This is a genomic window from Bacteroides galacturonicus (assembly GCF_003096855.1).
Classification (GTDB): Bacteria; Bacillota; Clostridia; order Lachnospirales; family Lachnospiraceae; genus Lachnospira; species Lachnospira rogosae.
In genome coordinates this window covers 370,498-391,166 of the sequence record NZ_QEOA01000004.1, presented here as the reverse complement: position 1 = coordinate 391,166, position 20,669 = coordinate 370,498, and the positions used below count along the sequence as shown (strand labels likewise).

The following is a 20,669-nucleotide window of genomic DNA, read 5'->3' as shown; positions in this document are numbered from 1 at the left end:
TGAAAAGTTGCTAAGTGGACCTGAGGGGAGTCGAACCCCTGTCCAAAAGCCCATCCGCTGTTCTTCTACTATCATAGTCAGTTATTTGACATTCCCTTATGCATACGGGAACTAACACCCTTATGCACTTAGTAGCTTCATAATACGTCCATAACCGCAAAGCTTAAGCTATGTCGTTTCTCACATATTCGAAGCCTGGATCCTAAAGTGTGAGTGCTCTAGGTCAGACTGCTGCAACTTAGGCAGCGTATGCTAAATTATCTTCAGCGTTTATATTTAAGTTTGCCATTTAACGCATTGCATACGGATAGCTTCACCAGTTTCAAAACCCCTGTCGAAACCTTTACAAGCCCATATATTAAATTATAGTCTTTAACGACCATATAATATATAACATTATATACCACTTAAAGTCAATATATTCTTATAAATAAAAAATTAATTTTTTTATAAATTATGATAAGATGAGCACAAAAGTGCTCACCTTAAAAGTTTTGCCTTTACCAGCCGAACACCCTCATCATTGCAATCTAACCATTCAAAACCTACCCCAGATTTCTAATCTTAAAGTCCTTAGCTGCCTCCCGCTGCTGGTCTTTCTTCGCTATTGAATCTCTCTTATCGTAATTCTTCTTACCTTTTGCAAGACCTATCTGCATTTTAACCTTGCCATATTTCAGATAAACCTGCAATGGCACAAGTGTATAGCCCTTGGTAGAAAGCTGTCCTGCAAGCTTATTAATCTCACTTTTATGAAGAAGCAGCTTCTTAGGTCTTAATGGGTCTTTATTGAAAATATTACCTTTTTCATAAGGTGTGATATTCATATTAATGGCAAATACTTCCCCATTAATTATCTGTATATATGACTCTTTGATAGAACATTTTCCCTGTCTTATTGACTTAACCTCAGTTCCGCAAAGTTCAAGCCCTGCTTCAAGCTTATCTTCTATAAAGTAATCAAAATACGCTTTCTTGTTGTTGGCAATTAATCTGTTGCCGCTTGCGCTGTCTTTGCCCATACATATCCTCCATTATCTAATTACTTAATTGCTTACTATTCTTCATAATCCTGTGCAAACATAAAATCTATCGTTCTTGATATTGCATTAGTATCAACAACAACAACCCTGACTTTCTGTCCAAGCTTATATGTCTTATGAGTTGTTTCATTAAACATCTCGTAATGATTTTCATCAAATACATAGTAACCACGCATATTATTGACAGAAACCATTCCTTCTATTGTATTAGGAAGTTCAACATATATGCCCCAATTCGTTACTCCTGATATTACACCATCAAAATACTCTCCGATATGTGCACTCATATACTGAACCATTTTCAGCTTATCAGTATCTCTTTCTGCCTCATCTGCACGGCGTTCAGTTGCACTCGCCTGTTCTGCAACATCTGGAAGGATTTTATCATAATGAAGCTTTCGCTTCTCACTCATTCCTCCATGAAGACATTCTTTAATTATTCTATGAATTTGCAAATCCGGATATCTTCTTATTGGCGAAGTAAAATGGCAGTAATATTTTGCCGCAAGTCCGAAATGTCCAATACATTCCGCTGTATACTTAGCCTTCTTCATAGACCTTAATGTAAGTCTGCTTATAAGATTTTCCTCGTCACTTCCCGCTATTTTTTCAAGAAGCTTCTGTAATTCTTTAGGATGAATTTCATCAGTTATATGCATTGAATATCCAAAATTATTAATAAATGTAGATAATTTTAATATCTTTTCCGGGTCAGGATTTTCGTGTGTTCTATAAATAAATGGTACTTCCTGCCAGAAATAATCTTCTGCTACTGTCTCATTAGCAGCAAGCATAAAATCTTCTATAAGCTTAGTTGCTACATTTCTGTCATATGGCTTAATATCTACAGGCCGTCCATCTTTATCAAGAATAATCTTAGATTCAGGAAAGTCAAAATCTATTGAACCCCTCTTAAATCTTTTCTTTCTTAATATATCTGCACATTCCTGCATAAGCTTAAACATATCTACAAGCTCTCTGTACTTTGCACATTCTTCTTTATCATTATCTTCAAGTATCTTTTTAACAGATGTATAAGTCATTCTTCTATTTACATTGATAACTGACTCGCATATCTTATGGCCTATTATGTTACCTTTCATATCTATATCCATAAGACAGCTTAATGCCAGTCTGTCACAGCCTTCATTCAGCGAACATATTCCATTGGAAAGCTGGTGCGGTATCATAGGAATAACCCTGTCAACCAGATACACGCTTGTTCCTCTCTTAAGAGCTTCCTTATCAAGTGGACTGTCCTCTTTAACATAATGGCTTACATCAGCAATATGCACACCAAGATGATATATATCATTTTCTTTAGTTAATGATACTGCATCATCTAAATCCTTAGAATCCTCGCCGTCTATTGTCACCATAACAACATCTCGCAGATCCGTCCTGCCTGCTATATCATTGCCATCAACCTCATCTGGTATGCCCTTTAATTCCTTCTTAACACTATCCGGAAATTCTTCTGGCAGGTCATAAGCTTTTACTATTGATAAAATGTCTGTTCCCGGATCATCCATATGTCCTATTACTTCAATTATCTTACCCTCAGGATTCTTTCTTGCACTGCCGTAGCTGCTTATCTTAACTACTACTTTACTGCCTGTAACCGCTCCTATTTCGTGTTCCTTAGATACGAATATATCACAGCCAATCTTCTGGTTATCAGGCACAACAAATCCAAAATTCTTATTCTTCTGATATGTTCCAACCAAAGTCTTAACTTCGTGGTCTAATATCTCTATTATCTTACCTTCACGTCTTCTATCACCATTCTTCTGTGCTGTAATTACAACTTTAACTTTGTCGTGATAAAAAGCATCCTTAGTATCACTTGCTTTGACAAATATATCATCATCCTGCCCATCTACAACAACAAAACCAAACCCCCTGCTTGTACTCTCAAATGTTCCCACAAGTGCAACATTGTCAGGCTTCATATACTTGCCTTTCTTGCTTACACCTATAGTTCCGTCTGCAACCAAAGAATCAAGAACCTCCTGAAGTTCGTGTCTTAATTCTTTTGGAATACCAAGAAGAATTGCTATCTCCTTTGTCTTCATAGGAACATATAATTCATTATTGAGTATCAAATCAGCAAGGTTATTCCTTCTTTCCTTGAAAACACTACTTTTCATAGTTTCCTCCATTCCATTACTATAATTCAATATCAATCTGCAATATAATATATATTTAATATTTATTACACAAAAACGCCCTTAAGATACTATATCTTAAGAGCGTTAATGTTATCAATTAGAAATTAATATTTAAAATAATAGCTATTACAACGAATAATACAGCAAGAACTTTAGTAATAGTTACAAGCTTACCTTCCATTGAACGACCTTTATTCTTACCCCAGTAAGTATCAGCAGCACCACTAATAGCACCTGATAAACCATTCTGTTTACTTTCCTGCATAAGAACTACTATTGTTAAAAATATACATACTAATATAAATATACCCATTAAGACTATTCTTAATGTATCAGCCCATGACATACCAAACATATATCAAACCTCCTATTGCAATAATCACAATGAATTGATTATAACAAATAAATATTAAATGTGCAACTAATATCTATAACTAATTGTCCATCTGTGCACTATATAATCCTATCTATGAATTATTTCTTAATAAGAAGTGATTCTCCTGTCATCTCTGCCGGCTTCTCCATTCCCATAATCTCAATAAGAGTTGGAGCTATATCACAAAGTCTTCCACCTTCTCTAAGTGTATATGCTTCATCATAATTGACAAGAATAAATGGAACTGGATTAGTTGTATGTGCTGTATGTGGTGCACCTGTTTCATAATCTATCATCTTCTCTGCGTTACCATGGTCAGCACATATGAATAATACTCCGTCAACATCCTTAACAGCCTGTACAGCCTTGCCAACAAGCTCATCTACCTTTTCTACAGCCTTAACTGCTGCCGGAATAACACCTGTGTGACCAACCATATCAGGGTTCGCGAAGTTGATTACGATAACATCATACTTATCTGACTTAATTGCCTCAACTAAATCCATACCAACCTCTGGAGCACTCATCTCTGGCTTAAGGTCATATGTTGGGACATCCTTAGGTGAGTTAACAAGAAGTCTGAACTCATCTACATTAGGATCTTCAACACCACCATTAAAGAAAAATGTTACATGTGCATACTTCTCTGTCTCAGCAAGACGAAGCTGCTTCTTGCCATTATTAGCAAGGAATTCGCCAAATGTATTCTTGATTTCTTCTTTCTTGAATGCAACTAACTTGTTAGGGATTGATTCATCATAATCCTTGAAGCATACAAATGTAGTTGGAATATATTCTCTTTCAAAACCTGTAAACTTATCATCACAGAAAGCTCTTGTCATCTCTCTTGCTCTATCTGGACGGAAGTTAAAGAATATTACTGAATCGTCAGGCTTAACAACTGAAAGTGGCTTGCCATTCTCTGTTATTACTGTAGGAACAACGAATTCATCTGTAACATCTGCCGCATAAGACTCTTCAAGTGCCTTAACTGCATTATCTGCTGACTTTCCTTCACCTGTTGTAAGTGAAAGATATGCTTCCTTTACTCTGTCCCAGTTATTATCTCTATCCATAGCATAGTATCTTCCCGCTAAAGAAGCTACTTTACCAACACCAATCTCTGCCATCTTGTCTTCAAGCCTGGCTACAAAATCTTTAGCTGAAGCTGGAGGTGTATCACGTCCATCAAGGAAAGCGTGTACATATACATTAGAAACTCCATTCTTCTTAGCCATCTCAAGTAAACCATATATATGTGAAATGTGGCTATGAACACCACCATCTGATAAAAGTCCGAAAAGATGTAAATCGGAATTATTCTTCTTGCAATTCTCCATAGCAGCAAGAAGTTCTTCATTCTTATAGAACTCTCCGTCTTCTATAGCCTTTGTTATTCTTGTAAGATCCTGATATATAATCCTGCCAGCACCAATATTCATATGTCCAACTTCTGAATTACCCATCTGACCATCTGGAAGACCTACATAAAGTCCAGATGCGTTACCCTTAACAAATGGATATTCTTTCATTAACTTATCCATAACAGGAGTATTAGCCATAGCTATTGCATTACCCTCTGTTCTATCACTTAAACCATAACCATCAAGTACCATTAATACAACTGGTTTCTTACTCATATTATTTTCCTCTTTTCTAAGATAGCAATATCTTTAATATTCTCTCTAATTATTCCTGTTGTATGATAGCATACTTATTACTAATTTGCAATTTAGAATAATTATAATTATATTAAAAAGCAATAAGCCATACCTGGAATTACTTCCGTATATGGCTTACTATGTATCTTATTATATATTGTAATTAACAATTTCACAAAAATCCGGCTTAAGACTTGCACCGCCTACAAGACCGCCATCTATATCAGGCTGCCTGAATAATTCTGCAGCATTACCAGCATTAACAGAACCTCCATAAAGAATTCTTATTGAAGAAGCTGCTTCTTCTCCATATAACTTCCTTATATCTAATCTTATAGCCTCACATACTTCCTGAGCCTGAGCTGATGTAGCAACCCTGCCTGTTCCAATAGCCCATATAGGTTCATATGCAATAACACACTTCATAGCATCTTTAGCTGACACCTGTAAAAATGCTGCGTCAATCTGCTTATTAATGAAATCCAATGTTATGCCTTCTTCTCTCTGCTGGATAGTCTCACCACAGCATATAATAGGTGTCAATCCATATTCAATTGCTTTTCTTACTTTGCGGTTGATGCACTCATCATCTTCACCAAAATATTGTCTTCTTTCTGAATGTCCAACTATAACATAATCAACACCAGCCTCTTTTAACATTCCTGGTGAAATCTCACCCGTATATGCACCTTTTTCTTCATAGTGCATATTCTCGGCACCAACCTTAATATCTGTTCCTTTGACTGCGTCTACAACTGGTATAATGTCTATTGATGGAACACAAAACACTACATCAACATCACGATTAGAGAACTTATCACGAAGCTCACATACAAGCGATACTGCTTCCTTTGGTGTCATATTCATTTTCCAGTTTCCCGCAACTATCTTCTTCCTCATACTACAATCACGCCTCCATACAATATAACTGATTAGCTTATTCATCATTATTACCAGCTCAGTTATTTTAATAAAAAAATTATATCATACAAATTTATAAAAAGCCACTAATAATGCAAATATTTAAAATAAATACAATGTATGTACCTAAGCATTTTATATATACAACATATTGTATTAAGACAAGCTTAGTTTTATGATTATTTTCAAACAAAAGGAGCCGTATATATCAATATACAGCTCCTTTTGTGTATTGCCCGACTGAATTAACTGTCAATTAACCAATCAAAGCTATATGTTTATGTCAGTAAACACTCTATTTGTCATTAGCTGCTACTACACCTGGGAGTTCCTTACCTTCAAGGAATTCAAGTGAAGCACCGCCACCTGTTGAAATATGTGTCATCTTATCACCGAAACCAAGGTTATTAACTGCGGCTGCTGAATCACCACCACCGATAATTGTAGTAGCATCTGTAAGCTGAGCTAATTCTTCTGCAACAGCAATAGTTCCCTTTGCAAAGTTAGGGAATTCAAATACACCCATAGGTCCATTCCATACTACTGTCTTGGCATCCTTAAGAGCATCCTTGTAAAGCTCACAAGTCTTAGGTCCGATATCCATACCCATATCATCATCTTCCTGGCATCCAGCTTCAACTACATGGAAAGGAGTATCGTTCTTGAATTCCTTTGTTACTACTGTATCAACAGGAATAAGCATCTTAACACCCTTAGCTTCAGCCTTAGCCATCATTTCCTTAGCATAGTCAAGATAATCTTCTTCAACTAATGACTGTCCAACGTGACCACCATGAGCCTTCTGGAATGTGTATGACATACCGCCACCGATAATAAGTGTATCAACCTTATCAAGAAGGTTGTTAATAACAGAAATCTTTGAAGACACCTTTGAACCACCAAGAATAGCTACGAAAGGCCTTACTGGATTATTAACAGCATTTCCAAGGAAATCTATTTCTTTCTGCATAAGGTAACCAACTACTGCTGTATCAACATACTTTGTTACACCTACGTTAGAGCAGTGTGCTCTGTGTGCTGTACCGAAAGCATCATTAACAAATACATCAGCGATTGAAGCTAAATCCTTAGAGAATTCATCACCATTCTTTGTCTCTTCTGCTCTGAAACGTGTATTCTCAAGAAGAATAACATCTCCATTATTCATAGCTTCAACAGCAGCTCTTGCATTGTCACCAACTACTGTATCATCAGCAGCGAACTTAACTTCCTGTCCAAGAAGCTCTGAAAGTCTTTTAGCAACTGGTGCTAATGAAAATGCCTTATCAGCTCCCTTTGGCTTACCAAGATGTGAGCAAAGAATAACCTTTCCTCCATCAGCTATTAACTTCTTTATTGTTGGAAGTGCAGCAACAAGACGTGTTTCATCTGTAATCTTATCACCATCTAATGGTACATTAAAATCACATCTGCATAAAACTCTTTTGCCATTAACGTTGATATCATCAACTGACTTCTTATTAAGCATATCTATATCCTCCAAATTATCATTACTAGCTTATTGACAGTGACCTGTAAACAACCCAGGTATGCCTGTTCTGTCCCGCCATACATCAGGACAGTCTTAACATACTTATCAAAATACCGGAGAATGAATTCTCATCTCCGGTATTATTACAAGTTAAATAAATTAACCCTTAATGGTCAATGTATATTATAATTACTTGCTTAATTCAGCGAAGTACTTAATTGTTCTAACCATCTGGCTTGTGTATGAGTTCTCGTTATCATACCAAGAAACTACCTGAACCTGGCAGCCACCGTTTGGAAGTTCGTTAACCATTGTCTGTGTAGCATCGAATAATGAACCAAATCTCATTCCAACGATATCACTTGATACGATAAGTTCTTCATTGTAACCAAAGCTTTCTGTAGCAGCAGCCTTCATAGCAGCATTAACTTCATCAACAGTAACCTTCTTAGCTACAACAGCGTTAAGGATTGTTGTAGAACCTGTAGGTGTAGGAACTCTCTGAGCAGCTCCAATAAGCTTTCCATTAAGTTCTGGGATAACAAGACCGATAGCCTTAGCAGCACCTGTTGAGTTAGGAACGATGTTGCAAGCACCAGCTCTTGATCTTCTTAAATCACCCTTTCTCTGAGGTCCATCAAGTATCATCTGGTCACCTGTGTAAGCGTGAATTGTGCACATAATACCTGATTCGATTGTTGCACAGTCATTAAGAGCCTTAGCCATAGGAGCTAAGCAGTTAGTTGTACAAGAAGCAGCTGAGATAATCTGATCATCTGCTGTAAGTGTTTCGTGGTTAACATTGTAAACGATTGTCTTTAAATCGTTACCAGCTGGAGCTGAGATAACAACCTTCTTAGCACCTGCATTGATATGAGCCTGAGCCTTAGCCTTTGATGTATAGAAACCTGAGCACTCAAGAACTACGTCAACATCAAGATCTCCCCATGGGCAGTTGTTAGCATCTGGCTCTTTGTAGATCTTAATTGTCTTACCCTTTACTGTAATTGTACCTGCTTCATCATCAGCTGTTACCTGATCTTCCTCACCGAAATCAACATATCTTCCCTGTGATGAATCATACTTTAAAAGATGAGCTAACATCTTAGGGCTTGTTAAATCGTTGATAGCAACTACTTCGTATCCTTCTGCACCGAACATCTGTCTGAATGCAAGTCTACCGATACGTCCAAAACCATTAATCGCAACTTTTACTGACATAAAAATAAATCCTCCTAATATAAAGATTGTTAATAAAAAATCAACTACATTGTATTCTACATAAAACAATTTAAAATATCAAGTGTTAATTCCTATTTTTTACAAATTATTGTATATTTCGCCATTCAAATTAAACTTTTTACCATATTCCATTAATCTTATTATATCTAGTCTGTTCTGAAACTCACTAATCAGCTTATTTTTTCTCTTTTATCTCTGCTAACACACAGTCCGCAAGATTATTAGCGTGATCTGACATTCTCTCAAGATTAGACAAAATATCAAGGAATACAACGCCATTAGATGGCTTACATAATCCAGAAGATAATCTCTCGATATGTTTATTTCTTAATTCTTCTTCTAAATCATCAACCTCGTCTTCTATACGGCATACATTATCTGCTGCAACCCTGCTGAACTTTTCCCTGGCTTTAATTGCCTCTGAGAAACAGACAATAACCTTTTCAGATAACTTCTTGAGTTCTTCCATTCCATGCTGGGAGAATATTATTTCATTATCTATCTTGTATTTGGCAAGATCAGACATATTCTCTGCATGGTCTGACACTCTCTCAATATCAATAATCGCATGGAATAAATCATTAATAAGTAAATGCTGTTCTTCCGTTATGGAAAGATTATTAACCTTTATGAGATATTCTGTAAGATACTTTTCATAGAGGTCAACCTTGTGTTCCGTCTCTATGACTTTGTCTATCATATCCTGATCATTGTTCATAACAGCACTTACCGAATATTTTATATTATCCAGTGACAGATTGCCCATTATGATAACTTCGCTGAGTGCCCTGTTAACCGCTACTGATGGCTGTTCTAATATTCTGCTGTCAAAATGTCTTGATAACTCTGCCGCATAACTATCGCTTGCCTCTAATGAAGCATTTTCTTCATCTTCAGTCTTCTCTCTTATAATTATGCCTGAAAGTTTAACAAGCAGACTTCCAAATGGCATCATTATAGTTGTACATATTATGTTAAAGAACGTATGGAATATAGATATTTCCACACTTGTTATATTATGCACAGCTAACGCAGGTTTAAACATAAATAATATAAAAGCACCTGTTCCAAATATAACTGCTCCCGCAACATTAAATAAAAGATGCATACAAGCTGCTCTCTTTGCATTCCTTGTTGTACCAGCACTTGATATAATTGCAGTTACACACGAACCTATATTCTGCCCCAACGTAATAAATACTGCCGCATTGGTAGTAACCACTCCATTAATTGCGAGTGTCTGTAATATACCTACTGATGCTGAAGAGCTTTGTAAAATTGCTGTTACTACAATACCAATTGCAATACCCAATAACGGATTACTTCCTACCACTTCAAACGCTTTTGAAAAAATAGGTGCATCTGTATATGGAGATATCGACTCTGACATAAAATCAAGTCCTAAGAATAAAAGTCCGATACCTACAACTATCTCTCCTGCCATTTTCTTTTTAGGCTTCTTACTAAACAATACAAGAATTGCACCGATTCCTACAAGCAGAGGTGCATAAAATGATGGCTTTAACACTTTGACAGCATCTCCGAGCTGTCCTAAAGATACAATCCATGCTGTTATGGTTGTACCAATGTTAGCACCCATTATAACTCCTACAGCCTGTACAAGTGTCATAAGACCAGCATTAACAAATCCAACAACCATAACTGTTGTCGCGCCACTACTCTGAATTATGGCTGTTATAAATGCTCCAACAAGAACAGCTAATAATCTGTTCCTTGTAAGATAGCCTATGAGCTGTTTCATCTTGCTTCCCGCTGACTTTTGCATACCATCTGCCATTATGTTCATTCCATATAAGAACATACCGATGCCGCCTGCAAACATAAACAAATTGCCAACTAACTCAATATTCACTTTTTTCTCCTGTCCTGCACATACTAATTATCTGTTAATAAAGATTTATCTATACTTAATAAAAGTAAAGAAATTGTGCATTTTGTGTAAAGAATGTAAAAATACGTTTACATAATAACAATCAATTCAAATATTTTCAAGGGCTTTAGTACCATTTTCAAACTAATAATGCTATAATCAACAATATAATAATTATAAATATGATGTGAGTATCAGAATAATCTTTACTGCTCACTTATACATCGTGATTGTTTAGCAGCCCACATAATAACAATCTAATTTTACTTATGAAATGGAGAAGACATATATGAGAACTTATCCTGAACTTTCAGACTGGCATCTTCACTCGCATTTTTCGTCTGATTCAACCGAAACTCCTGAGAATATAATCAAAAATGCCATCAATATGCAGTTAAAAAGCATATGTTTTACAGAACACAACGACTACGATTACCCTTTAGAGGACGGAAATGTTGTATTTGCCCTTGATTATGACAAATATACAGACGAACTGCTTGAATTAAAAGAGCGTTATAAAAATGATATTTTTATTGGAATTGGTGTCGAACAGGGACTTCTTTCTTCTGCTAAAGATAAAATCAACAACTACGACCCTACTGGCAGACTTGATTTTATAATTGGTTCATCACATCTTGTATATGGCAACGACCCTTATTATCCTGAATTCTGGGATAATGTGTCCGTAAAAGATGCAATAAGCAGATATTATGAAGCAATAACCGACTGCATTAAAACTTGCGATAACTTTGATGTATACGGACATCTTGATTATATTGTAAGATATGCTCCTGATCAGGATAATGATTATAACTGGAAAGATTATTATGATTATTTCGATACAATCCTAAGACTTCTTATTGACAAGGGCAAAGGCATTGAAATCAATACCGCAGGACTTAAATACGGACTTAAAAATCCTAATCCCTGCCTTGATATAGTAAAAATGTACCGCTCACTTGGCGGCGAGATTATAACAACAGGTTCTGATGCCCATAAAGCCTGCCATATTGCATATTCCTATGAAATAATCACTGATATGCTTAAAAATACAGGATTTAACTATTATACTATATTCAAGGAAAGAAAGCCTGAATTCGTATCTATATAAGCACATAAGGGTTATCATCACCAGCTTTTCTGTAGACTGATTGCTCCATATATGTTTATTAATATCTGAAAAGACCAAGTATCTGCCACTGCATCTGCAGCATTAATTTACAGCATATATCAGCCCCTCAGTATGGATTTTTCTTTCATACCTTATGGGCTGATATTATATTAATCCTTTGATATATTTTTCACTTTTTGTAAAGTGCATTATTTTTTATAGTTCCAAGATTTATTTTAATCATTTTTAATTTCCCGTAATGCTGCAACATTTTTCTTAATACAATCAATGCAGTAATCAGCCTGATTTCGATTTAATGTATGATTAAATGTAAGTCTTATTGAAGCAAGGCTTTCTTCATCAGTCTTTCCTATAGCCTTTAATACGTGCGAAGGTCCGCCGTGATTGCCGTGACACGCTGAACCAGAGGATACGCATATGCCCTGTTTATCCAAAAGAAGCACAAGTTCACCTGCACTTATACCTTTAAAACAGATATTAATATTTCCTGATACCCTGCCTGTCATATTGCCATTAATGCTTGTATACGGGATTTCATTAACTATCCGCTCTGCCATATATCTTTGTATATTCCACTCTTTTTCCATTCTGTAATGCAGTGTATTAACAGCAATATCCGCAGCTGTTGCAAGTCCGATTATTCCAGCAACATTTTCTGTACCGGAACGCATATTTTTCTCCTGTCCGCCTCCATATATTAACGGCTCAAGCTCCCTGTCTGTATACAAAAATCCAACACCTTTAGGTCCGCATATTTTATGTGCACTCACGCTGAGCATAGATACTCCAAGCTTATGAACATCAATATCAATATGTCCAAATGCCGCAACCGCATCTGTATGAACAGGAATACCGTATTCTGATGCCACCGCACTAACCTGCATTAATGGCTGTATTGTTCCTATCTCATTATTAACAAGCATAACCGATATAAGCAAAGTATCATCTTTTATCTTTCTTCTTAAATCCTCAATATCAATTATGCCATCCGATGTGCATCTTAAATATTCTATATTATACCCACGTTTCTCTAAATCTCTGCATTTATTTAATATTGCAGGGTGTTCAATTCCACTTACTATAATAGTTCCACCGTGCTTTCCTGCAACCGCTGCCTCTAATGCCCAGTTATCGCTCTCAGTTCCGCCAGATGTAAAATATATATTATCAGCCTCTGTGCCTATCAGTCCGGCTATATTTGCCCTCGCTTCTTCAACTGCCCTTTTATTATTTCTTCCACATTCATATATTGACGATGGATTTCCATAATCATTTATCATATACTGCCACATAGCCTTACACACCGGCAAACTCATAGGCGTTGTCGCCGCATTATCAAGATATAACATATGCCTCCTCCCAGCTTTTCCCTCTTTCCATACAGTCAATATTTAAGTTCACAATCCACTGTATTACTTATTAATATTATATTCAAAAGCTGCATACTATGTTAATAAAGACAACGGAGCCTTTTCTTAATTATGAGCAGCAAATCAGGCAGACAACTACTATATACTCCTGTAATCAAAGGAACTATCATCCTTACAATCGCTGGACTTCTATGCCGCATCCTTGGATTTTATTACCGCATTTTTCTTAATTCACACATTGGCTCATACGGAATGGGAATGCTGCAATTAGTTCTTCCCTTATGTGGAATTGCATTTTCTGTATGTATGTGTGGCTTTAATTCTGCAATTTCCAAATACACAGCACAGACACACGGAAATATCAATGTACTCCTTGGTGGTCTTTTAATGAGTTTTCCGTTATCCTGTATATTTTCTGCGGTATGTGCCACATTTTCATATGAAATAGCCGATAAACTTATGTTTAACGCCGATTGTGCTCCACTTATCCAGATAATCGCAATTGGTATTCCCTTATCCACAATACACAGCTGTATATGCGGTTATTATTACGGCTGTAAAAAGACATTTATTCCCGCAATATCACAGATAATCGAGCAATTAATACGAATATTCAGTGTGATAATCTATTATCACCTGATTTCTGGAAATCTGGAAACTTTAACTGTAACTGATGCTTTATATGGTAATATCGCAGGTGAAGTCTGTGCAGATATATTCTGCATTGGATGTGTCTATGTAAACAACAAACAAAATAATAAGAATAATAAGAATAATAAAATTATTAGAAATAACAATAGCTGTTCAGCATGCAAAACCTCTTACATCAGAGTTATTGCACTATATGCTCTCCCGCTCAACTTAAACAGCCTCCTTTTGCACCTGTTTGAAAGTGCTGAGGCAATATTAATCCCAGCCCAGCTTATTATATATGGCTTGTCAAAAGAAAATGCTGTCAGCACTTATGGAATTATATCTGGAATGACACTTCCACTGCTCCTCTTTCCGTCTGCCATAACCAACTCAATGTCTGTTATGCTTCTTCCTAAAGTGTCAGAAGACAACTCTGTACAACGTAGTTCCAGTGTAATCACAACTCTGCACCAGTCCGTGAATATATGTATGCACCTTGGTATAATGAGCTGTGTGCTATTTATATTATACATTGGCAGACTTGGAGCAACACTGTTTCACGAACCCAGTGTATACAATTATACCATTATGCTTGCCTGTATATGTCCATTTCTATATGTCAAAACAAGCCTTGCAAGCATATTAAACGGCCTTAATATGACTGCAAGAACCTGTGCATACAGCATAACTGGTCTTGCTATAAGAATAGCCTCATTAATACTGCTCGTTCCCGGAATTGGCATATCCGGATATATCTACGGACTTATAATCAGCAATATATTAGTGTGCACCCTGCATTATATCAAGCTTTACAAAATGTATCATTTTAAGCCAGATATCATAAATAATATAATTACTCCATTAAGCTTAAGTATTATTGCAGTTACATCATCTAATATAGCACTTAGATTAATAACAAGCCTGTTATCTTGTGTAACTCCACTGACCCTTAACAGTATATTTTCTTTGTGTGCAAATATACTATTATCCTGCTTAATCTATATAATAATCTATTCCAAGGTTGACTTTACCTGATTAATTGATGGTGCATTTTCCCAGCGGTCAATGTTAGTATCATACATATCTTGTATCCACTGAATTGCACTGCTCCTGCCTTCTTCTGAATATTCAAATTCCTTAGCTGTAATATCTTCTTCCTTCATCGCCGTTGAGGCATACGGACCCTGCCAGATTAGTACATTAAGTACATAATCTGGCTTTTCGCCTGTACGCTCAATCTTATATCTCATACCATTATGCCCACCGGTGTATATGCCACCATATTTGAAGAAATTAAAGGGCATTATTTCTTTTTCGTTTATCATATTGGGTCACCTTAATTCTATTGATTATTTTTACCTTACTTTATCATAATGTGTCCACATTCTGATAATCTTTATCGTTCCATTATACTCAATTTCACCAGCTATAATCGGCTCATTATACACTTGATATACCAATCTATGCTGAATATTTATTCTTCTTGAATATACACCTTGTAAATTACCAAGTAATTCCTCATATGGAGGTGGATTTTGAAATGGATTCTCTTTAATAACTTCTATTAGTTTTTTTGCTTTTTCATCAAGATGTACACTTTTCAAATTCTTAATGTCTTTTACTGCCTGTTTAGTGTAAACTATTCGGTACATATTTTTACCACTCTACATCTTCTTCGGGCACGCAATCCTCTATTGCCGTATCCATTCCTTCTTTTATGGACTCAACCATACCTGGAATGGAATTAAGATAAATCGTCTCCTGAATTGCATTCCAATCACTTTCCGATATCAGAACCGCATTACCTTTCTTACTTACAATTAAAGTTGGTTCACTATAGAGATTAACGTCCTCCACCAAATTATAGAGTTCCTTTCTTGCATTTGTTATATTAATTGCTGACATAATAAAATCTCCTTACCTTTTTCCTTTAATCAAATATACTGTTCTATTTTGTACTAAATGTAATTATTTTTTATTACTATTCTCTCATTAAATCTCTCTTACACTCTATTATGTTTTTCTCTCTTACACTCTATATGTTTCTATCTTATCTCTTATAAATTATATTATATTTTGCATCTGTTCTTCTTTAATTATATGCTAAATATTATCTTGAATGTAGAAATTTTTATGTCAAAATTATTATAACGTACGTTTTTGCGTACGTCAAGTATCTATACCATCAGATATAGACCAGCCATTATAATTGCGTAAAAAATAAGCACCTTAAGATTTTACTCTGTTGGTGCTTATAATAAAAACATAACTACTTTGGATGGGCGGTGTATCCATCATCTCAGGTACTCAAAAGAGTATGTCGGGAACCATTTCCGACCTCAAAATAATTATGTCTATCACTATTTTATTTCTCCAAATAGCAATATTCAACTACTTAATTCTAAATTTTTTTGTTTCTTCCTCTTTCAATGGTCTTCCTAGTTTTTTAACTTCTTCAATCATTTCACGCCACTCAAAACGCTTTCCATTTGAAGGCTCTGTTAATCTTCCATCTGTTATAAATCTTTCAATATCTGACAACTTATTATATTCATTTTTCATAGTTGCAAGCATAACATCACCTACTTTCCAAACAACAACAAATCCCAGCCCTAATTCCCATACGTCTGAACCTTATCATTAAGGTCATAAGGGGTAGTCTGATATACGTAATAATTCAGCCAGTTAGTATAAAGATTATTAGCGTGGCTTCTCCAAGATAACACTGGCTTTCTGTTGCAATCATCATCTGGATAATAGTTCACTGGAAGTTGTGGCTCAAGCCCCTTGTCTAAATCTCTCTTATATTCCTGATCAAGTGTCATTCTGTCATATTCAGGGTGACCCATAACAAATATATGCTTGCCGTCCTGTCCTATTGCAATATATATGCCTGCTTCATCTGAATCAGCAAATACCTTGAGCTGTTTGTTGTTTAATATATCTTTCCTGCACGCTTCTGTATATCTTGAATGTGGTGCCATAAAGAAATCATCAAATCCCCTTACAAGAGGCTCTTTTCTGTTAAGAACGTGGTGCTTGTATACACCTGATAATTTCTCATCAAGAAGGACTTTCTTAATTCCATAATGGTAGTAAAGTCCCGCCTGTGCACCCCAGCATATGTGGAGTGTTGATGTAACGTGCTCTTTTGACCACTCCATTATTGTTGTAAGCTCATCCCAGTAGTTCACTTCTTCAAATGCAAGCTTTTCAACTGGTGCTCCTGTTATTATAAGTCCATCGAAATTTCTGTCTTTTACATTAGAAAATGTTTCATAAAATTTCTTTATATGTGATGATGATGTATTCTTTGACACGTGTGATTCTGTCTGTATAAATGTCACATCAATCTGTAATGGAGTATTAGATAATGCTCTTAATAACTGCAATTCTGTGTCCTGCTTTATTGGCATAAGATTAAGAATTGCTATCTGCAATTCTCTGAAATCCTGTGAAAGTGCCCTGCTTTCGTCCATCACGAATATATTTTCTTCCTCTAACTCGTGCTTAGCTGGAAGAGCATTCTGTATTTTAATTGGCATATTTACCTCGATTCCTGTGTAAATCACATTTTAATATAGTCAAACTTACTGTTAATGATGTATTCTACAACAATTCATCTTTTCCTGCAAGCTTGATGAATTCTTCCTCCGTAATCACTGGAACACCAAGCTGGGCAGCTTTCTTGTTCTTAGTTGACTGCGATGTACTATCATTATTAATAAGATACGATGTGTTACCTGTGACAGAACCTGTCACCTTGCCTCCCATACTCTCTATAAGTGCCTTAAGTTCATTACGGTTAGCAAAATGATTAACATTTCCTGTTATAACAAATGTCTTGCCAGCAAGTTCCTCGGTTGTCTGTACATTTTCAGCCTCTTTAATATTAACCTCACTTAATATGTCAAGATACTCATCTTTCTTATCTTCATTTTTAAAATATTCAACAAATGCCTCTGCTATAACTTCACCTATTCCATCTATATCAGTAAGTTCATCTGCTGTAGCATTAAGAACTGCCTCAGGGTCATTATTAAGCTTATTAACTATTAATCTTGCTGTGGAAAGTCCCACATTATCTATTCCAAGGCCATATATAACCCTGACTAAATCTGTATCTTTCGCCTTTTCAAGTGCATCAATAAGATTATTATAAGACTTCTCGCCAAAGCCATCCATTGCTGTTATCTCATCTTTATATCTTGATATTCTGAAAATATCCCCTCTCTTTTTCAGGAAACCTTTCTGAATGAACTTTTCTAAAGTTGCCTCTGATAAACCGTCTATATTAAGTGCATCTCTTGATGCCAGAAGTGCAAAGCTTTTTATGTGCTTAGCCTGACACTGTTCATTATCACAATACAATGATTTCACATCATTAACATCGCTTATCCTTGTCTTTCCACCACATACCGGACAGACTTCTGGTATCCTTACTGTTCCGCTCTGTGTAATATTTTCTGCAATCTGCGGAATAATCATATTGGCCTTAAATACTTTAATTGTGTCACCTATTCCAAGCTTAAGGCTTTCCATTATGCTTATATTATGCACGCTTGCCCTTGAAACTTTAGTTCCTTCCAGTTCAACCGGTTCAAATATTGCCACAGGATTAATAAGTCCCGTTCTTGAAGCACTCCATTCTATCTCTTTTAATGTAGTTTCTGCGGTTTCATCTGTCCATTTGAATGCCATAGCATTTCTTGGAAACTTCGCTGTTCTTCCAAGCGATTCACCATAAGCAATATCATCATATATAATAACAAGTCCATCTGACGGAAAATCGTTATTAACAATTGTATGCTCAAACCAGTCAATTGCATCTAGTATATTATCTTTATCAACTTCCTTATATTCAACAACATCAAATCCCTGGCTTTTAAGCCATTCAAACTGGCATTTTCTTGAATTATTAAAATCTACTCCATCTGCTGATACAAGCGTAAATGCAAAGAAATTGACATTACGCTCTTTTGTTATCTTATTATTGAGCTGTCTTACTGAGCCACTGCAAAGATTTCTTGGATTTTTGTACTTGGCATCTGTTTCAGGAATTTCCTCATTAATTCTGTTAAAATCAGAATAAGTTATAATTGCTTCTCCTCTTAACACAAGTCTTCCCTTATAACTTATAGTTACAGGTATATTCTTAAACATTCTTGCATTGTTAGTAATAATTTCACCAATCTGTCCATTGCCTCTTGTTACCGCCTTTACCAGTTCTCCATTCTCATATGTAAGAACTATAGTAAGTCCATCAAGCTTCCACGATAACAATCCTTTCTGGTCTTTTAACCAGCTCCTTAAGCTTTCCCTGTCTTTGGTCTTATCAAGGCTTAACATTGGTGAGTCGTGTCGTTCCTTTGGAAGCTCACTTAATACTTCATATCCAACATTTACTGTAGGACTGTCCGAAAGCACACAGCCAGTTTCCTCTTCAAGCTTTTTAAGTTCATCATATAAAGCATCATATTCATAATTAGACATTATTTCCTGTCCCTCTGAATAATAGCTTTTTCCTGCCTTATTAAGAAGTGCAACAAGCTCCTTAATTCTATCTAACTTCTCCATATCTTAATATTCCTCCAGATTAACAATTAAATATACATACCTATAAACCTATTTCAAAGCTTCTCTTATCCAGCTATAGCAAAAAAGCAGCACTCACACCCTACAGGCTGTTATAAAGCTTTTCTTTCTCTGCACCCTCTACTACTCTGTATTCGCCGCAGGCAAGCTCACCCAGTTCAATATTCATAACCCGTATTCTTGTAAGCTTTTCAACCTTATATCCCAACTCCTGACACATTCTTCTTATCTGCCTGTTAAGCCCCTGTGTCAGTACAATTCTGAATGTATTGCTGTTTACTTTATATATTCTGCACTGTTTAGTCTTGACATTTAATTCTTTTAAATACACGCCAGCAGACATTTTATCAAGAAAATCTTTAGTTATATTCTTGTTAACTTTAACAATGTATTCTTTCTCGTGTCCATTAACTGAGCGTAATATCCTGTCAGTTATTTCACCATTATTTGTAAGAAGAATAAGTCCGTCCGACTCCTTATCAAGCCTTCCTATCGGATATATTCTTTCACTGTAGCCTATATAATCAACAATATTGTTATTTCCCTGCTTGTTAGTTGTTGTACATACAATGCCAACAGGCTTATTAAATGCTATAAGTATATCTTCTGGTTTATCATTAGAAATCTTACTGCCATCTATACATATAATATTATTATCATCAACCTGCTGCCCACATTCAGCAACGGCCCCGTCAACTGTTATCCTGCCTGCCTCTAAAAGCCTGTCAGCCTCACGCCTTGAACATACTCCCTTGGCACTTAAATATTTATTTATCCGCATATATATTATATATGTGCTCCTTTCAAAATTATCGCCTTCTGATTAAATATCAGAAGCCATAAACTTTATGGTGCCAGAAGAATAATTCCATTCTCTATATATCCACATATCATTATACATTTTTAAATATGCCATACATTGCATATTTTCATATATGTATTTATGTATTTTTCAATAAGAATATATTATTTTATCCTTCAGGCACTCATATCATAATATCAAAAACAGACAACAAAATCAAAACATTTGCTTGTTTATAAAAAATAGTGTATTATTAATTATTATCAGCACATATAGCTCAGTTGGATAGAGCGTTCGCCTCCGGAGCGAAAGGTCGTGGGTTCGACTCCCATTGTGTGCA

At 35.7% G+C, this 20,669-nt stretch carries 18 protein-coding genes, 1 tRNA gene and 1 other RNA gene; 3 read left to right on the top strand and 17 right to left on the bottom strand.

Features of this window, described 5'->3' with window-relative positions; genetic code table 11:
- Positions 1-12: 12 nt before the first annotated feature.
- The 9 genes from ssrA to C7390_RS06695 form a co-directional block, all read right to left on the bottom strand.
- Positions 13-353: a transfer-messenger RNA gene (ssrA, locus tag C7390_RS06735) on the bottom strand.
- Between the two features lie 192 nt (positions 354-545).
- On the bottom strand, positions 546-1,022 hold the full coding sequence (smpB, locus tag C7390_RS06730) for an SsrA-binding protein SmpB (RefSeq protein ID WP_022502207.1): 477 nt from the start codon (positions 1,020-1,022) through the stop codon (positions 546-548).
- Between the two features lie 35 nt (positions 1,023-1,057).
- Positions 1,058-3,193, bottom strand: a complete 2,136-nt coding sequence (gene rnr, locus C7390_RS06725; protein ID WP_116443834.1) for a ribonuclease R — start codon at positions 3,191-3,193, stop codon at positions 1,058-1,060.
- A gap of 118 nt (positions 3,194-3,311) precedes the next feature.
- On the bottom strand, positions 3,312-3,569 hold the full coding sequence (gene secG, locus C7390_RS06720) for a preprotein translocase subunit SecG (protein WP_022502209.1): 258 nt from the start codon (positions 3,567-3,569) through the stop codon (positions 3,312-3,314).
- 119 nt (positions 3,570-3,688) lie between these two features.
- Positions 3,689-5,230 (bottom strand): 2,3-bisphosphoglycerate-independent phosphoglycerate mutase, encoded by a 1,542-nt coding sequence (gene gpmI / locus C7390_RS06715; protein WP_022502210.1) that lies wholly within the window; start codon positions 5,228-5,230, stop codon positions 3,689-3,691.
- 171 nt (positions 5,231-5,401) lie between these two features.
- The gene (tpiA, locus tag C7390_RS06710; RefSeq protein ID WP_022502211.1) at positions 5,402-6,151 is read right to left on the bottom strand and encodes a triose-phosphate isomerase; all 750 of its coding nucleotides are present in this window, start codon (positions 6,149-6,151) and stop codon (positions 5,402-5,404) included.
- A 316-nt stretch (positions 6,152-6,467) separates the two neighbouring features.
- Positions 6,468-7,661 (bottom strand): phosphoglycerate kinase, encoded by a 1,194-nt coding sequence (locus C7390_RS06705; protein WP_055307142.1) that lies wholly within the window; start codon positions 7,659-7,661, stop codon positions 6,468-6,470.
- A 192-nt stretch (positions 7,662-7,853) separates the two neighbouring features.
- Positions 7,854-8,885, bottom strand: a complete 1,032-nt coding sequence (gene gap, locus C7390_RS06700; protein ID WP_055174276.1) for a type I glyceraldehyde-3-phosphate dehydrogenase — start codon at positions 8,883-8,885, stop codon at positions 7,854-7,856.
- Positions 8,886-9,081: 196 nt separating this feature from the next.
- Entirely contained in the window at positions 9,082-10,779 is a 1,698-nt protein-coding gene (locus C7390_RS06695; RefSeq protein ID WP_116443833.1) for a Na/Pi cotransporter family protein, read from the bottom strand.
- 307 nt (positions 10,780-11,086) lie between these two features.
- Between C7390_RS06695 and C7390_RS06690 the strand changes: the two genes are divergently transcribed.
- Positions 11,087-11,908: a histidinol-phosphatase HisJ family protein gene (locus C7390_RS06690; RefSeq protein WP_022502217.1), complete on the top strand. Its 822-nt coding sequence runs from the start codon at positions 11,087-11,089 to the stop codon at positions 11,906-11,908.
- 236 nt (positions 11,909-12,144) lie between these two features.
- Here the strand turns inward: C7390_RS06690 and C7390_RS06685 are convergent, their stop codons facing one another.
- Positions 12,145-13,278: a cysteine desulfurase family protein gene (locus C7390_RS06685; RefSeq protein WP_022502218.1), complete on the bottom strand. Its 1,134-nt coding sequence runs from the start codon at positions 13,276-13,278 to the stop codon at positions 12,145-12,147.
- A gap of 132 nt (positions 13,279-13,410) precedes the next feature.
- Between C7390_RS06685 and C7390_RS06680 the strand changes: the two genes are divergently transcribed.
- Positions 13,411-14,967 (top strand): oligosaccharide flippase family protein, encoded by a 1,557-nt coding sequence (locus C7390_RS06680; protein WP_116443832.1) that lies wholly within the window; start codon positions 13,411-13,413, stop codon positions 14,965-14,967.
- Here the strand turns inward: C7390_RS06680 and C7390_RS06675 are convergent.
- From C7390_RS06675 to C7390_RS06645, 7 genes are all read right to left on the bottom strand, one after another.
- On the bottom strand, positions 14,943-15,182 hold the full coding sequence (locus tag C7390_RS06675) for a hypothetical protein (protein ID WP_242858672.1): 240 nt from the start codon (positions 15,180-15,182) through the stop codon (positions 14,943-14,945). The two genes, C7390_RS06680 and C7390_RS06675, sit on opposite strands and share 25 nt — an antisense overlap.
- A 105-nt stretch (positions 15,183-15,287) precedes the next feature.
- Positions 15,288-15,584, bottom strand: coding sequence for a Txe/YoeB family addiction module toxin (locus tag C7390_RS06670; protein WP_022502221.1), 297 nt, complete (start codon positions 15,582-15,584; stop codon positions 15,288-15,290).
- Between the two features lie 4 nt (positions 15,585-15,588).
- The gene (locus tag C7390_RS06665) at positions 15,589-15,837 is read right to left on the bottom strand and encodes a type II toxin-antitoxin system Phd/YefM family antitoxin (RefSeq protein ID WP_055174270.1); all 249 of its coding nucleotides are present in this window, start codon (positions 15,835-15,837) and stop codon (positions 15,589-15,591) included.
- A 486-nt stretch (positions 15,838-16,323) separates the two neighbouring features.
- Positions 16,324-16,506, bottom strand: coding sequence for a hypothetical protein (locus tag C7390_RS06660; protein ID WP_022502070.1), 183 nt, complete (start codon positions 16,504-16,506; stop codon positions 16,324-16,326).
- A 38-nt stretch (positions 16,507-16,544) separates the two neighbouring features.
- A complete protein-coding gene (metA, locus tag C7390_RS06655; RefSeq protein WP_022502071.1) occupies positions 16,545-17,477 on the bottom strand; it encodes a homoserine O-acetyltransferase MetA in 933 nt (310 codons plus the stop codon).
- 64 nt (positions 17,478-17,541) lie between these two features.
- The gene (ligA, locus tag C7390_RS06650; RefSeq protein ID WP_055174268.1) at positions 17,542-19,509 is read right to left on the bottom strand and encodes an NAD-dependent DNA ligase LigA; all 1,968 of its coding nucleotides are present in this window, start codon (positions 19,507-19,509) and stop codon (positions 17,542-17,544) included.
- 100 nt (positions 19,510-19,609) lie between these two features.
- On the bottom strand, positions 19,610-20,308 hold the full coding sequence (locus C7390_RS06645) for a pseudouridine synthase (protein WP_055174267.1): 699 nt from the start codon (positions 20,306-20,308) through the stop codon (positions 19,610-19,612).
- Between the two features lie 287 nt (positions 20,309-20,595).
- Here C7390_RS06645 and C7390_RS06640 point away from each other — a divergent pair.
- A tRNA-Arg gene (locus tag C7390_RS06640) sits at positions 20,596-20,669 on the top strand.